This window comes from Flavobacterium profundi, from assembly GCF_006491645.1.
GTDB lineage: Bacteria > Bacteroidota > Bacteroidia > Flavobacteriales > Flavobacteriaceae > Flavobacterium > Flavobacterium profundi.
The window spans coordinates 97,529-112,804 of sequence record NZ_VDCZ01000008.1 but is presented as its reverse complement, the minus strand read 5'-3'; the positions used below and the strand labels follow the sequence as shown (position 1 = coordinate 112,804).

At 31.3% G+C, this 15,276-nt stretch carries 13 protein-coding genes; 6 read left to right on the top strand and 7 right to left on the bottom strand.

Features of this window, described 5'->3' with window-relative positions:
• The gene (locus FHG05_RS11560; protein ID WP_140998246.1) at positions 1–966 is read left to right on the top strand and encodes a helix-turn-helix transcriptional regulator; all 966 of its coding nucleotides are present in this window, start codon (positions 1–3) and stop codon (positions 964–966) included.
• A gap of 43 nt (positions 967–1,009) precedes the next feature.
• Here the strand turns inward: FHG05_RS11560 and FHG05_RS11555 are convergent, their stop codons facing one another.
• On the bottom strand, positions 1,010–1,498 hold the full coding sequence (locus FHG05_RS11555; RefSeq protein ID WP_140998184.1) for a DinB family protein: 489 nt from the start codon (positions 1,496–1,498) through the stop codon (positions 1,010–1,012).
• Between the two features lie 361 nt (positions 1,499–1,859).
• Between FHG05_RS11555 and FHG05_RS11550 the strand changes: the two genes are divergently transcribed.
• Complete coding sequence (locus FHG05_RS11550) at positions 1,860–2,210, top strand: hypothetical protein (RefSeq protein WP_140998183.1); 351 nt, start codon at positions 1,860–1,862, stop codon at positions 2,208–2,210.
• A 14-nt stretch (positions 2,211–2,224) separates the two neighbouring features.
• On the opposite strand, the gene FHG05_RS11545 is transcribed toward FHG05_RS11550, so the two are convergent.
• The 4 genes from FHG05_RS11545 to FHG05_RS11530 all read right to left on the bottom strand — a co-directional run bounded on the left by FHG05_RS11545 (position 2,225) and on the right by FHG05_RS11530 (position 5,383).
• A complete protein-coding gene (locus FHG05_RS11545) occupies positions 2,225–2,665 on the bottom strand; it encodes a hypothetical protein (RefSeq protein WP_140998182.1) in 441 nt (146 codons plus the stop codon).
• The gene (locus tag FHG05_RS11540; RefSeq protein WP_140998181.1) at positions 2,655–3,170 is read right to left on the bottom strand and encodes a hypothetical protein; all 516 of its coding nucleotides are present in this window, start codon (positions 3,168–3,170) and stop codon (positions 2,655–2,657) included. Before FHG05_RS11540 ends, FHG05_RS11545 begins: the two co-directional genes overlap by 11 nt.
• Positions 3,171–3,288: 118 nt before the next feature.
• Positions 3,289–4,581 carry an aminopeptidase P family protein gene (locus FHG05_RS11535; RefSeq protein WP_140998180.1) on the bottom strand — a complete coding sequence of 431 codons (1,293 nt, stop codon included), beginning with the start codon at positions 4,579–4,581 and terminating at the stop codon, positions 3,289–3,291.
• A 190-nt stretch (positions 4,582–4,771) separates the two neighbouring features.
• Complete coding sequence (locus FHG05_RS11530) at positions 4,772–5,383, bottom strand: Crp/Fnr family transcriptional regulator (RefSeq protein ID WP_232338085.1); 612 nt, start codon at positions 5,381–5,383, stop codon at positions 4,772–4,774.
• Positions 5,384–5,469: 86 nt separating this feature from the next.
• On the opposite strand from FHG05_RS11530, the gene FHG05_RS11525 reads away from it, so the two are divergent.
• From FHG05_RS11525 to FHG05_RS11515, 3 genes are all read left to right on the top strand, one after another.
• Positions 5,470–6,753: an aryl-sulfate sulfotransferase gene (locus FHG05_RS11525; protein ID WP_140998179.1), complete on the top strand. Its 1,284-nt coding sequence runs from the start codon at positions 5,470–5,472 to the stop codon at positions 6,751–6,753.
• Between the two features lie 60 nt (positions 6,754–6,813).
• Entirely contained in the window at positions 6,814–9,627 is a 2,814-nt protein-coding gene (locus tag FHG05_RS11520) for a VPS10 domain-containing protein (protein ID WP_140998178.1), read from the top strand.
• A gap of 106 nt (positions 9,628–9,733) precedes the next feature.
• The gene (locus FHG05_RS11515; RefSeq protein WP_140998177.1) at positions 9,734–10,633 is read left to right on the top strand and encodes a DUF6624 domain-containing protein; all 900 of its coding nucleotides are present in this window, start codon (positions 9,734–9,736) and stop codon (positions 10,631–10,633) included.
• A 118-nt stretch (positions 10,634–10,751) separates the two neighbouring features.
• On the opposite strand, the gene aceA is transcribed toward FHG05_RS11515, so the two are convergent.
• Positions 10,752–12,038 carry an isocitrate lyase gene (gene aceA, locus FHG05_RS11510; RefSeq protein WP_140998176.1) on the bottom strand — a complete coding sequence of 429 codons (1,287 nt, stop codon included), beginning with the start codon at positions 12,036–12,038 and terminating at the stop codon, positions 10,752–10,754.
• A gap of 24 nt (positions 12,039–12,062) precedes the next feature.
• The gene (gene aceB / locus FHG05_RS11505) at positions 12,063–13,664 is read right to left on the bottom strand and encodes a malate synthase A (protein ID WP_140998175.1); all 1,602 of its coding nucleotides are present in this window, start codon (positions 13,662–13,664) and stop codon (positions 12,063–12,065) included.
• Positions 13,665–13,785: 121 nt separating this feature from the next.
• On the opposite strand from aceB, the gene FHG05_RS11500 reads away from it, so the two are divergent.
• Entirely contained in the window at positions 13,786–15,267 is a 1,482-nt protein-coding gene (locus FHG05_RS11500) for a helix-turn-helix domain-containing protein (protein WP_140998174.1), read from the top strand.
• Positions 15,268–15,276 lie beyond the last annotated feature (9 nt).

The window sequence follows — 15,276 nt, the reverse complement described above, 5'->3', positions numbered from 1 at the left end:
ATGCAGGATGAATCACCAAAACGCTTTGATCGAATTGTAGCTATCCTTATACAATTACAATCCAAACGAATTGTAAAGGCTCAAGAACTGGCCGAACGTTTTGAAGTAAGTTTACGAACCATTTACAGAGACATTCGTTCTTTAGAAGCCTCTGGCGTCCCTATTTATAGTGAAGCTGGTGTAGGTTATTCTTTAGTAGAGGGTTATCGTTTACCACCTGTAATGTTCACCCGTGAAGAAGCTAGTAGTTTTATTGCTGCGGAAAAGTTGATGGAAACGTTTATCGATAAAGAATTAGGAAAACATTATGCTTCTGCAATGTTCAAAATAAAATCGGTTTTAAAAAATACAGACAAAGATTGGCTAACTTCTATCGAATCTAAAGTGATCATGCAACCTCCTTCCGTGAATCTCTTCAACGAAAAAGTACCAGATGCCATGAGTATTCTTTTTAAAAGCATCGCTGATAAGACTCAAGTCAAATTAAATTACCAAGCATTTGATGCAGAAGAAGCTTCTGAAAGAAGTATTGAACCTGTCGGTATTTTTCATGACAATAACAATTGGTATATTTTTGGCTTTTGTCACTTAAGAAACGATTACCGCCAATTTAGAGCTGACCGCATTCAAGGCATTGAAAATAAAGACGTGGCATTTACTAAAGAACACCAACCTCTAGAGTTTTACTTAAATAAAGAAAAAGAATGTCCTACCACTAAAGTAGTCTTATTGGTCGACAAAAAAATTGGTAAATATTTAGACTTTGAAAAAAAATATCATGGATTTGTATCCCAAAAAAAAATAGGCCAACAGTTAGAAATGACTTTTTTAAGCAGGGATATTGAGAACGGATTTCCAAGATGGGTTTTAATGTTTGCCGATTATGCAACGATTATAGAACCCCAACGCCTAAAAGACAGAATGTTGGAAATGCTAGAAATTTATAAAACAAACTTATTACAATAGAACTCCGAAAACAACTAGTCATTTTCGGAGTTCTAAGTATTAATTACGCTCTAGTCCAGAAAAAAGGAGGTGTAATTCCTAAAGCTCTTAAATAAACATAACCTTGTCCGCGATGATGGATTTCATTATCAATGAAATAAAAAATATTTTCAATGATAGGAAACTCGTATTGCCCAAAAAGATTGAATGTTTTTTCAAAATCTTCAATTGGAATTTGCTTAAAATACTGATTAATTTCTGACGTTGCTTCGTCCCATTTTTGCAAATAAGCTGCTTTTGTCGCTAAATTTTCTACAGCTGCTTCAGAATAAGGCTGTTCGTCTCTATTAACAATTCCTTTTAATGCAGGAACACCAATGGCTAAAAGTTCGGATACTAATTTTGAAAAAGGACGCATACCTCCAATTGAAAATTCGAAAAAATCTTTTTCTGGAAAGGCTTCGATTACGTGTCTTGTTAAAGCGCGATGTCCTTGCCAATGTTTTAATAAATGTTCCGGGCTAATTACTTGTGGTACTGATACTGTGTTCATAATGTATAATTTATTGGATTACCTTACAAAGGTAAAGTCGGTTTATGACAACGGTTTGTCAGTAGTGATTTTAAAAAGTAATAAAAAATTATTCTTTTTTAAAAAGCCTTACCATTCTTTAAAAATACATTTATATTGCCCTTAAAAATATTACTAGTGATACTTTTAATTTTATTTATAATACTATACTATTTACTACTAACATTAAATTGGTCAAAATTTAAATTAAAATTTTTGCTAGTGTTATTTTAAATATTATTTTTGATATAAAAAATATCATTTTTAAACATAAAACAGTCATTAATGACGTTTTTAATGTGAAAAGAATACTAAAATATATCTTCTTAAATATAAAAAGTATATGAAAAAAGGAAAAAATAATATTGACACAGGAAAAATACTTGCTGATTATATACAATCGTATAAAATTAATAAGACAGAATTAGGCAATGCCATTAATAGAAGAGGACTTTCTATTTTAAATTATACAAGAAACAGTAGTATCCAAACAGCTATCTTAATTGAGATTTGCTACGCATTAAAACACAATTTTTTTAAAGAAATCGCAGACCAACTTCCAGAAGATTTTACAACAAAAAACAGAAAAGATAAAAGTTTAATTACGGAAAAAGATCAACTCATAGCCCAATTACAAGAAGAAAACAAAGTACTTAAAATTCAAAATGAAGTATTAATGAAGATAAGAAGTTAAGGAACTAGATTGCTTTAAAACCTATATTTATTATATAATTCATTAGATTTAACAACGACTTCTGTCATTTTTTCTCCACAAAAATTATAAATAATAAGTCTTCCAAATTCTTGGTTAACTATACAAATAACCTCATGAATTTCTTTATTTACAAGTACTAATCTGTGAAATTTTCGAAAATCATAAGTATCACCCTTTTCAGAAGATTTCATCTTAATTTTCATTAAAACGGCACCATTTTCATTTACTATTTCATCAATTCTTGTAACTCTTTTATGATTGGTTTTTCTAAAAAAGAAATATTTATGTTTTATTTTGATTGCTGTTGTAATGGTAAGTACTTTTCCTTCACAGTTATTTTTTAACTTCGGATTACCATTCTTACCACTCACATTCTGAATACAAATTAAAAGTAATAGAATAGGCAATAATAGCTTTAATTTTTTATTCAGCATTATATCCAAAATAATTACCATAATATTCAAACCTTTCTATAATTTCTTTGTCAATATTTTTTTGAGATTTTATATATTTTATAACATTGGTATAACCATTATAAAAAAGCCGATCTTTAAATAAGGCTGAATTAGCATCAAAACTGGTATCATCATTAGCAGATAGCAAAAGCAGTACGTCTTCTAAATTTTTATAATTAGCTAAATAGTCATAACAATTACGTAAAGTAGTTGTACAAAATTCACCTTCACAGCAGTTTTCAATCTCTTGACTAAGTAAAAAGCGTAGAATTTCAAGATAATTGGAATCTTTTTTGATAAAATTTGGCGCTAATAAATGGACGATTTTTTCTCTTTTTTTTTCATTTAAATCAAATCCACCATCCCATGTTGTTAATTCATTATTATTCCATTTAAATGCAATTGTAGAAAGAATTTCTTTACTAGGTAGATTTGGTTTTGCCGCATCAATTGCTTCAATAATTTTTTCTAAAACGTATTCCATATTCAAATTATATATTAATAGATGAATATACAAAAATGAAATTAACAAGTACAATTAAAAAACGGCTTACATTATCGCAAACCGTTTCAATTGTATATTAAAAATTGAACTCTAAACACTAACTGTTCATTATCGATTCAATTTCGTCAGCCTCAATAGGAATATTACGCATTAAATTGAAAGGCGCACCATTATTTTGGATAACCACGTCATCTTCTAAACGAATACCAAAACCTTCTTTTGGAATATAAATTCCAGGTTCCACTGTGAAAACCATATTCGCTTGCATCGGTTCATATAAAAGCCCATAATCATGCGTGTCTAATCCCATATGATGTGAAGTACCATGCATAAAATATTTTTTATAGGCTGGCCAATCCGGATTTTCATTTTGAACATCTGCTTTGTCTAACAACCCTAAACCTAATAGTTCAGAAGTCATAATTTTTCCAACCTCAACATGATATTGTTTCCATAAAGTTCCCGGAATCAACATTTTTGTAGCTTCATTTTTTACTTTTAAAACTGCATTGTAAACCGCTCTTTGACGCTCAGAAAATCTTCCAGAAACTGGAATGGTTCGGGTCATATCGCTCGAATAATTGGCATATTCTGCACCCACATCTAACAATAGTAAATCCCCTTCATGACATTGCTGATTGTTTTCAATATAATGCAATACATTCGCATTGTTTCCTGAAGCTATAATAGGTGTGTAAGCAAATCCTTTAGATCGGTTTCTTAAAAACTCATGCGCAAATTCAGCTTCAATTTCGTATTCCATTACATTAGGTTTCACAAAATTTAAAATTCTTCGAAACCCTTTTTCAGTAATATCACACGCTTTTTGAATTAAATCCAATTCTTCGCTTTCTTTTACAGATCGTATGCGCTGTAAAATAGGATTTGACTTTTCAACTTTATGTGCAGGATAATTTTCTTTCCACCATTTTACAAAACGTGCCTCACGCGTTTCTGTTTCAATAGTGGCGCGGTAATGCTCATTGGTATTGATATACATGGTTTCTGAATAAGCCATGATTTCCTTTAATGTTTTATGAAAGTCTTGTAACCAAATAACTGTTTTAATTCCTGAAACTTCAAAAGCTCTTTCTTTTGTTAGTTTCTCTCCTTCCCAAATAGCAATGTGCTCATTTGTCTCTTTTAAAAATAAAATTTCTTTCAAATGCTCATAAGGTGCATCTGGAAAAAGCAAGAGAATACTCTCTTCTTGATCCACACCGCTCAGATAAAAAATATCGCGATGTTGCGCAAAAGGTAATGTAGAATCTGCTGAAACAGGGTAAATATCGTTTGAATTGAAAATAGCAACGCTATTCGGTTTCATTTGAGAAACAAATTTTCTACGATTCTTTATAAATAAGTCTTTGTCTATTTGATGGTATTTCATGGTTTAGATTTTTAGATTTCTCGATTTTTAGAATATTTAGATAAACTATGTATCAAAAATACACAAACTATCTTTTTGAATCAGTAGCCAAATGGCTTAATTTTTATTTTATATGAATTATTTAAGATTTGAACACAGATTTGAGAAATTTCAATAATTTTAAAAATTTCTCAAATCTGTGTTCAAAAAATTATAAAATATTTTTACGAATGCGACTCATATGACGTGTAGAAATTCCTAAAAAAGAAGCCAAATAATGCAAGGGAACTTCTTGAAGTAATTTAGTTTCATTAACCAGCAATTTTCTATAGCGTTCTTCAGGTGTTAATGTTAGCAAGTCAATGCGATAATCATCAATTAAACAAATTTGTTTTTCAATTAAATAAAAGTAAAACTGATGAAAGGCTTTATTATGTTGTAATAAGTAATTGAAATCCTCTAGTGTTATTACCCATAAACTACTATCAACAATTGCTTTTATACTTTTTCTAGAAGGTACTTTATTTAGAAAACTATTTAAAGAAGAAGTTACGGTGTTCTTTAAAGCCAAATAAGTAGTTCGTTCCTCCCCTTCTACACCAATTGCATGCTGTAAAATACCATTCTCCACAAAACAAAAATGAATACAAATTTCATTTTCACTCACTAAAAATTCATTTTTCCTTAGTAGCACTTTTTTAAAATAGCCTAAAGCATCAAGTACTTCATTTTCCAAACAATCCTTTGGTAGTAAAGTCTTTATAAAATCTTCAAAATTATTTTTTTTAGGTAAAGTAGCCATTAGATACGTAATTATCTTCAAAAATAAGGAGATTATTTAAAAACTAAAATGATTATAAAAAACGTTTTTAAACAAAATGGTTATATTTACCAAATAAAAAATTGAACATGAAAAAGTATTACAAAGGAATCTTACTTTTAGTTTTAACTTTAAATTTTAGTTGTTCTAAAGACGATTCTGAAAAAAATGAACCTATAAATGAACCTGTAGTAAATTTAGATGAAAAAGTCCAAATATACAAAGCTGATAAAATTGATGACAGTTATGTTTTTGCTATTGAAAACGGTGGAAGAAACTGCTACTTAGTCAACAAACAAGGTTACAATGTAAAAGAATGGCAATTTGATTTGAAATTTGGAAATGATATTGAAATTCTGCCTACAGGAGAATTATTAGCCCAATTCAAAAAAGTTCCCTCAGCAATAACATTAGGTGGTTATGGTGGCATTATCAGTATACTTAATTCAGATGGCTCTACTAAATGGGAATACTTGTGTGCTGATGATTCAAAAATTGCGCACCACGATGTAGATTTATTACCAAATGGAAATGTTTTGTTTTTAGTTTGGGAAAAAGTTACACCTGCTGAAGCATTAAATTATGGTGTTGAAGTAGCCAATGATATTTTTCCGGAAGCTTTATTTGAAGTTAATCCACAAACCAATCAAGTGGTTTGGGAATGGCACAGTTATGATCATATTGTACAAGACACCAATACTACATTAGTTAATTATGGTCAAATTAATCAGTATCCAAACCGAATTAATTTTTCTTATAATAATCGTCCTGATGGAGATATTATGCATGCCAATGGAATTGATTATGATGAAGAAAAAGACGTTATCTATATGAGTGTTAATTTTTATAGTGAAGTTTGGGTAATCGATCATAGCACTACTACTATGGAAGCAGCATCAACTTCAGGTGGAAATTACAATAAAGGTGGTGATTTATTATATCGCTTTGGTAACCCTAGTGCTTACAATCATCCCTTTGGAGAACGCTTTTTGTTCAATAATCATTTTCCAAATTTAATTGAAAAAGAAGTTCCTGGAAAAGGAAACATGCTCATTTACTGTAACGGATTAAATGTAAATCAATCTACAGTTTACGAATTAGCTCTGCCTCAAAACTTTGAATTATCAACTACAGCATCAAACGAACCGCAAATGGTTTGGAATTTTACAGATCCTGATTTATTCTACGATAAAATATCTGGTGCTGTAAGACTCAAAAATGGAAATACGTTAATTACGGAAGGTGATTATGGTTATTGGGAAGTAACTCCAAATAAAGAAGTTGTTTGGAAATATTTTGGAGATAATCGAACGTTTTGGAGAGGTTACAATTACAACCTAGACGATTCCGCAATACAAAATTTAGGACTGTAACCCAACAAAAAATTTTATTATACCCAATAAATTGGTTATTTTCGAGGAAATTATTTTCTTATGAAAAAAGCAATTTATTGGGTATTTTTTTTAGCATTTGTACCAAGCTCATTTGGTCAGAACATGGATTTAAATGCGTTAAACCTTAAAAATATTGGTCCTACCATAATGAGTGGCCGAATTGTTGATATCGCTGTAAATCCAAATAATCCAACCGAATTTTATGCTGCATATGCTTCTGGTGGTCTTTGGTATACCAATAATAACGGAACTTCTTTTGAGCCTGTAATGGATACGGCTCCTACATTAAATTGTGGCTCTGTTACAGTAGATTGGAATACAGAAACCATTTGGGTAGGAACTGGAGAAGTGAATTCTTCACGTTCTTCATATTCGGGAATTGGTGTGTTAAAATCAACAGATAAAGGAAATACGTGGAAAAATATTGGCTTGAATGATAGTCATCATATTAGCAGGATTTGGGTAAACCCATTAAATAATGATGAAATTATTGTAGGTGCATTAGGACATTTGTATACTCCAAATGAAGAAAGAGGAGTTTTTAAAACTGTTGATGGCGGAAAAACATGGACTAAAACATTATTCATTAATCCAGATACAGGAATCATTGATATCTCCGTAGCATCAGACAATACTCAAATTATGTATGCTGCAGCTTGGGAAAGAGAAAGAAAAGCTTGGAATTTTAAAGGCAATGGAAAGGGTTCAGGAATTTACAAAAGTGAAGATGGTGGTACAACTTGGCATTTAATTTCTAGAGATGGGAGTGGATTTCCAAACAATGACGGCGTAGGAAGAATTGGTTTAGGAGTTTTTAATCACAATATTTTATATGCTATATTAGACAATCAAAATAACAGACCAGTTGTAGAAGAAGCAATAACAAAAAGTAAAAAAACAGCACAATCTGACATGTTCAGTGCTCCTGGTTCAATTTTTATAAAAAAGCCCAATAAAGAAATAAATTCGTATTTGAAAAAACACGGGTTAACAGAAAAATACCGTGCAGAAACGCTTAAAAATTGGGTTAAAAAAGGTCAATTGCAACCAACGGAAGTGAAAACTGTTTTACAAGATGCCAATAAAGCGCTTTTTGAAACAGAAGTTATTGGTTGTGAAATCTACAAATCTATAGATGGCGGAAAAACTTGGCAACGCACTCATGAAAACTACATAGATGATTTATACTACAGTTATGGGTATTATTTTGGGAACATTTCAGTTGATCCAAAAGACGAAAACCGTATTTATTTTGGTGGTGTTCCTTTGCTTTTTTCTAATGATGGTGGAAAAACTATGAAAAATATTAGTACTGAAAATGTCCATGCAGATCATCATGTAACTTGGATTAATCCAAACAACCCCAATCACATTATTAACGGGAATGATGGAGGAATTAATATTAGCTACGACAATGGTGCACATTGGAAAAAGTGTAACAATGAGGCTTTAGGCCAATTTTATGCTGTAAATATCGACCATAATGAATCCTACAATGTATATGGTGGCTTACAGGATAATGGGGTTTGGGTTGCCAACAATAATTACAAAAAATCAGATGCATGGGAGCAAGAAGGAAAATATCCTTATGAAAGTATTATGGGGGGTGATGGTATGCAAGTACAAATTGACAAAAGAGATGCTAACATTGTGTATACGGGTTTTCAATTTGGTAATTATTTTAGATTAGATAGAAGTAAAAATACACAAGAATTTATTTCTCCAACATTACCAAAAGGTACTAAAGAAAAACCACTCCGCTTCAATTGGCAAACTCCTATATTATTATCTCCTCACAATCAAGACATTTTGTATATGGGTTCTCAATTTTTGCACCGTTCGATGGATCAAGGTACAACTTGGGAAAAAATTTCAACAGATCTTACGCACGGTAGTGTAGAAGGTAATGTAGCATTCGGCACACTAACCACCATTTCTGAAAGTCCGTTGCAATTTGGATTATTGTATACCGGTTCTGATGATGGAATCATTCATCTTTCCAAAGATGGCGGTATTTCATGGAATATCATTTCAAGTCAATTACCCCAAAACTTATGGGTTTCTAGAGTAAAAGCATCTCAATTTAAAAAAGAACGTGTTTATGCTACTCTAAATGGTTATCGAAATGATGATTTTAAACCTTATGTTTATCTTTCTGAAGATAATGGAGCCAATTGGCAAGACATTAGTTCCAACTTACCTCAAAGTCCTGTAAATGTTATTTTAGAAGACACTGAAAATGAAAATCTGCTTTTTGTAGGTACCGATAATGGATTGTTTGTTTCTTTAGACAAGGGAAAATCATGGATTGATTTTTCATCCCAGATGCCTCCTGTAGCCGTACATGATTTGGTCATCCAACCTAAAGCCAAAGATTTAATTGTGGGTACGCATGGCCGTTCATTATACAAAGTGAATATCGATAAAATACAGCGACTAACATCGGAAGTGCTTTCTAAATCACTGTATATTTATGAAGTTCCTTCGATAAAAAAATCAGATCGTTGGGGTTCAAGTTGGAGCACTTGGGCAAAACCCTTTGAACCTAAAGCTGAAATTTGGTTTTATTCCAACACATCAGAAGAAGTTGAAATTACCATTGAAAATGAATTTGGTTTAACCGTTTTTTCTAAAAAAATAGCCGCTAAAAAAGGCTTAAATTTAGTTGAATACAATTACATCTTATCAGATGACGTGATCTCTAAATGGAAGAAAAAATATAAAAAAGCCATCTTTGAAAAAGGAGATAATGACAAACAATATGTACTTCCTTCCAAGTATAGTATTCATATCAAGAAAGGAAATGAAGCTGTTTTTACCCATTTAGAAGTTACAGAAAGCAAGAAAGTTTAATAAAATAGAATTTAAAATTTTTTATAAATACTAAAAAATTTCTTACATCGTTAAAATAAAAAATTAGGAAACAAGAAATTAAATTGCTTTAATTAATAACTTAAATATGATCCAAAAAACCCTCTACCTTTTATTATTTTTTTCTTCTTTTAGTTTTTCTCAATTTGATGATTTGGATTTGACTCCAGCGGATAGTTTAATGCAAGAAGGTAAAATTAAAGATGCCATTATAGAATTTGAAACGAATTATCAAAAAGGGAATAGAGATACAAATTATTTATATAATTATGCCTGTGCGCTAGCTGAAGATTCTCAATTCGATAAAAGTTTCGCTATTTTAAGAGAGTCTTTAGATTTAGAAATAAAATTAAATCCGCTCTTTGATCCAGACTTTTTAAACTTAAGAACGGATAAAAGATGGAATTCTTTTGAAGATGAACTAATTAGCAAAATAGAACTAGAATATAAAACTATAATAGTAGATAAAGAATATGCAAAAAAATTATGGAAAATGAGAGCTTTAGATCAAGCGTATTATTTTCAAATTCATTTAGCAGAAAGAAAAATCGGGAAAAATACCACAGTAGTTAATACTTTATGGAAAGTTAAAAACAATATTAATAAAGAAAACTTAGAAAAGTTAGAAAAATTAATACAACAGAAAGGATTTCCCAAAAAATCTTTAGTTGGAAATAATGCCGTCCAAGCAGCATTTTTAATTATTCAACATGCCGATTTACAAACGCAAAAAAAATATGTAAGCACAATTGAAGACTTGTGTAAAAAAAAGGAAGCCGATTCACAAAGTTTTGCCTATTTATATGACCGAATTGAAATTAGTGAAGGAAGACCTCAAAAATATGGAACACAAGTAAAATATAATAAAGAAAATCAACAATATGAACTTTATCCATTAGTAGATAAAGAAAAGGTCGATTTTTGGAGAAAAGAAATTGGTTTAAGTCCAATAAATGAATATTTATCTGGATATGGTATTAAAATATAGTGTAAGAAATTAAAGAGAAATACTATTCTACTATAAATTTATAAAAGCAACATTTAAAAACAAAAGCCTTGAGAAATTTCTCAAGGCTTTTTGGTCAAACCAAATTATACTAAAAATATTAAAATTGCGCTACCTCAGTAGAATCTTTCATTGCTGTAGTGGAAGATCTATTGTTAGTAACGGTATTTTGAACCGCGTCAAAGTAGGTAGTACCTACAAATCCTTGGTGTTTTACTGCTTTAAAACCATCTTTTTGCAGAGCAAATTCTCTTTCTTGTAATTCAGAATAACCTGCCATTCCTCTTTCTTTATACGCTTTTGATAATTCAAACATACTCGTATTCAAAGCGTGGAAACCTGCTAAAGTGATAAATTGGAATTTATACCCCATTGCTGCTAAATCCTCTCTAAAAGTTTCCATTTCTGCAACCGTTAATTTTGCCGCCCAGTTGAAGGAAGGCGAGCAATTATAAGCCAACATCTTTCCTGGATATTTCGCATGAATTGCATCCGCAAATTGTTTTGCATATTTTAAATCAGGATTACTGGTTTCCATCCAAATTAAATCTGCATAAGGAGCATAACTCAGCCCTCTATCAATACCTTGTTCAATACCTGCATTCACATAGAAGAAACCTTCGCTCGTTTTTTCACCTGTAATAAATTTAGCATCCCTTGGATCAATATCACTCGTTAAAAGATTCGCAGCATCAGCGTCTGTTCTTGCTACAATTAAAGCAGGAACACCCATAACATCTGTTGCCAAACGAGCCGCTACTAATTTATTAATTGCTTCTTGTGTAGGTACTAATACTTTTCCTCCTAAATGACCACACTTTTTAGCAGAACTCAATTGATCTTCAAAATGTACACCAGCTGCACCCGCTTCAATCATGGATTTCATCAATTCAAACGCATTTAGATTTCCACCAAAACCAGCTTCCGCATCGGCTACAATTGGTACTAAATAATCTTTTCTATCTTTTTCTGGCACCTGATTTACCACTTGAATTTGATCGGCTCTTAACAAAGCATTATTAATTCTTTTCACAACAAGAGGCACGCTATTCGCAGGGTACAAAGATTGATCGGGATACATTTCACCAGCTACATTTGCATCCGCAGCTACTTGCCATCCACTTAAATAAATGGCTTCTAAACCTGCTTCTACTTCTTGAATCGCTTGGTTACCAGTTAAAGCACCTAAACCAGCTACATAATCTTGCGCATTTAATTTTTTCCAAAGCTTCTCAGCTCCTAATTTTGAGATACTATGTTCAATTTTATAAGAACCTTGTAATTTAACTACTTCTTCAGCGGTATAAGGACGTTCAATTCCTTTCCATCTTTCGTTGGTTAACCAATCTGTAACTAATTCCTGAATTCTTGTTTCTACTGTTTTCATTGTGTTTTATAAATAAAGGTTGTGTTAAATGTATTTATATCCAGTTAGGGTTAGAAAATCGATGAAGGTATAATTCACTACCAAAATATCTAACAGTTGTTCGGCCAATTTATAATGGTATTTTTCATGATTCTCATCACCTACTTGGTTTCTAATTTTTTCATATTCTTCCATGGCAATTTTATCATAATATTTCTCCGTTAAGACTTTGCCATTATCTAAGGTTACGCCATTGCGAAGCCATTGCCATAATTGCGAACGAGATATTTCTGCTGTTGCAGCGTCTTCCATTAAATGATTTAAAGCAGCAGCGCCTTGTCCATTCAACCAAGAAGCGATATACAAAACGGAAATATTGATGTTTTTACGAACTCCCGCTTCAGTAATCGTTCCTTGAGGTACTTCTAACAAATCAGCTTCTGAAATCGAAAGTTCATTTCGTTTTACATGAATTTGATTTTTAGTAGGCATGTTTTCATCGAAAACTTTCATTGCAACGGGCACTAAATCTGGATGTGCGACCCAAGTACCGTCATGACCATTTTTTACTTCACGTTCCTTATCGGCTTTTACTTTGTCAAATGCTATTTTATTAGCTGCTTCATCATTTTTAATAGGAATTTGAGCAGCCATTCCACCTATGGCATGAATATTTCTTTTGTGACATCTTTGGATAACCAATTCCGAATACGCTTTCATAAAAGGACTCGTCATCGTTACTTGATCACGGTCTGGCACTAAGAATTTATCATTATTTCTAAACTTCTTGATATATGAAAAAATATAATCCCAACGACCACAATTTAGCCCTACGATATGATTTCTTAATTCATAAATAATTTCATCCAATTGAAAACTAGCCGTAATCGTCTCTACTAAAACGGTAGCTTTTAAAGTTCCTTTTTTAATATCTAGATATTCTTCAGTAAATTCAAAAACAGTATTCCACCATCTCGCTTCTAAGTAATGTTCTAATTTGGGTAAATAGAAATAAGGAGCGGTATTATTTTCTTTTAACTGTTTATGATTATGAAAAACATATAATCCAAAATCAACCAAAGCACCTGAAGCTTCTTCATTATTAATTAAGATATGCTTTTCATTCAAATGAATGCCACGAGGTCTTACTAATAAAACCGCTGTATTTTCATTTAACTTATATTCTTTATTTTTTGCTTCGTCAAATAAATAAATCGTTTTTGCAACAGCATCTTTTAAGTTTTGTTGTCCATTCATAAGGTTCTCCCAAGTTGGAGAAGTACTATCTTCAAAATCTGCCATAAACGTTTTGGCACCAGAATTCAACGCATTGATTACCATTTTACGATCTACTGGACCTGTAATTTCAACTCTTCTGTCTAATAAATCCTCAGGAGTTGTGCCTGCAAACCAATCTTTTTCACGAATATCTTGCGTTTCTTTTGGAAAACAAGGCAACTCTCCTTCATCAAACTTTTGTTGTTGTACTTTTCTTTTTTCAAGTAATTCCAATCGTTGTTTATTGAACACTTCATGTAATTCTGTTAAAAAAAGAATCGCTTCTTCTGTTAAAATAGCAGGGAATTTTGCAGTAGCTTCTGGAGCTAATTCAAATGCTTTTGCTGTTGTTTCTAATTGATTTTCCATGACTTATTGTTTTTGTTGGTACAATATTATAAAAAAGTTTTTTACAAAACAAGCGAACGTACGCTAAAATATAAAAAAATTATTTTTTTGTGATTTTAAATAATAGCGTATCTTTGAAATTATGAATTTAGAGAGAGATTATATCAAGCTTATTTTTGGCTTAAAATTAAAACAGGCAAGGACTAACAAAGACTTGTCGTTATTTGGCTTAGCCAAAATAACTGGGCTATCCAAGTCGTATTTAAATGAGATTGAAAAAGGAAAAAAATACCCAAAGACAGATAAGATTATTCTGTTATCTGAAAAACTAGATATTTCTTACGACAACATGGTATCTTTGAAGTTGGATAATAATTTAGCACCCATTGGTGAAATTTTAAATTCAGGAATCTTAAAAGAAATCCCCTTAGATATCTTTGGAATTGAGGAAAGTGATTTAATTGATATCATTGCTAATGCACCTGCGAAAGTAAATGCCTTTATTAGCACCATCATTGAAATTGCCCAACATTATAATTTATCTAGAGAAAGTTTTTTCTTAGCTTCCTTACGCTCCTATCAAGAAGCACAAAATAATTATTTTGAAGATTTAGAACAAAAAGTTTTGGATTTTGCCAAAGCCTTTCACATAGATTTAGACGCAGAAATAGCTTTAGAGGAATTGCAATCCATCTTAATTGAAGAATACAACTACAAAATTGAAATTTTAACTTTTAAAGAACAAAACGAACTAGGCGATTTACGTTCGATTTTTGTAGCCAAAAGCAAAACTTTGTTAATCTCAACAGATGTAGACGATTCGCAAAAAGCATTTATTTTTGCCAAAGAAATAGCCTATAATTTTTTACAAATTGAAGAACGATTGTACACTTTTAGCTGGATTAAGTTTGAAAATTTTGATCAGGTATTAAATAATTTCTACGCTTCTTATTTTGCAGGTGCCTTACTCTTACCTAGAAAAAAAATGATTGAAAAATTAAATGTTTTTGTAGCCAAAGAAGATCCAAAACCACAAGAATTTGTTCAACTAATAACCGATTTCAAAGTTTCTCCAGAATCTTTTTACCAAAGATTAACCAATTTATTACCCAAAGATTTTCAGTTAAAAAACTTATTCTTTTTACGCATGTCGCACAAAATTGGAAGCGACAATTATAAAATCAAAAAAGAATTACACATTACCAATCAACAAGAACCACATGCCAATGAAATGAACGAACATTACTGCAGAAGATGGGTTTCTGTTCGAACGATGGTAGAGTCTTTGAAACAAAATAAAACACATTTTTTTGATGCTCAAATTTCTTGTTATGAAAACAGTAAAAATGAATATTTAGTTTTTTCTTCTGCCACTCCAGACCCCTTTAAAAAAGACCATATTAGAAGTATTTCTGTGGGTATTCTCATCACACCTGCACTCAAGAAAAAATTTAAATTTATTGACAACGAAAATATTACCAAACAAATTGTAGGCGTTACTTGTGAAACTTGTGCGGTTAAAGATTGTTCTGTAAGAGCGGCCGCTCCTATTCAGTTGGAACAAAAAATACGCAACGAAAACACCGATTTAATCGTGAACAAATACATAGAGAAATACAGTTAAAAAAACTGT

Excerpts from the sequence above, each read along its gene's own strand:
- FHG05_RS11560 (WP_140998246.1), top strand. The coding sequence starts at position 1 with ATGCAGGATGAATCACCAAAACGCTTTGATCGAATTGTAGCTATCCTT.
- FHG05_RS11555 (WP_140998184.1), bottom strand. The coding sequence starts at position 1,498 with ATGAACACAGTATCAGTACCACAAGTAATTAGCCCGGAACATTTATTA.
- FHG05_RS11550 (WP_140998183.1), top strand. The coding sequence starts at position 1,860 with ATGAAAAAAGGAAAAAATAATATTGACACAGGAAAAATACTTGCTGAT.
- FHG05_RS11545 (WP_140998182.1), bottom strand. The coding sequence starts at position 2,665 with ATGCTGAATAAAAAATTAAAGCTATTATTGCCTATTCTATTACTTTTA.
- FHG05_RS11540 (WP_140998181.1), bottom strand. The coding sequence starts at position 3,170 with ATGGAATACGTTTTAGAAAAAATTATTGAAGCAATTGATGCGGCAAAA.
- FHG05_RS11535 (WP_140998180.1), bottom strand. The coding sequence starts at position 4,581 with ATGAAATACCATCAAATAGACAAAGACTTATTTATAAAGAATCGTAGA.
- FHG05_RS11525 (WP_140998179.1), top strand. The coding sequence starts at position 5,470 with ATGAAAAAGTATTACAAAGGAATCTTACTTTTAGTTTTAACTTTAAAT.
- FHG05_RS11520 (WP_140998178.1), top strand. The coding sequence starts at position 6,814 with ATGAAAAAAGCAATTTATTGGGTATTTTTTTTAGCATTTGTACCAAGC.
- FHG05_RS11515 (WP_140998177.1), top strand. The coding sequence starts at position 9,734 with ATGATCCAAAAAACCCTCTACCTTTTATTATTTTTTTCTTCTTTTAGT.
- aceA (WP_140998176.1), bottom strand. The coding sequence starts at position 12,038 with ATGAAAACAGTAGAAACAAGAATTCAGGAATTAGTTACAGATTGGTTA.
- aceB (WP_140998175.1), bottom strand. The coding sequence starts at position 13,664 with ATGGAAAATCAATTAGAAACAACAGCAAAAGCATTTGAATTAGCTCCA.
- FHG05_RS11500 (WP_140998174.1), top strand. The coding sequence starts at position 13,786 with ATGAATTTAGAGAGAGATTATATCAAGCTTATTTTTGGCTTAAAATTA.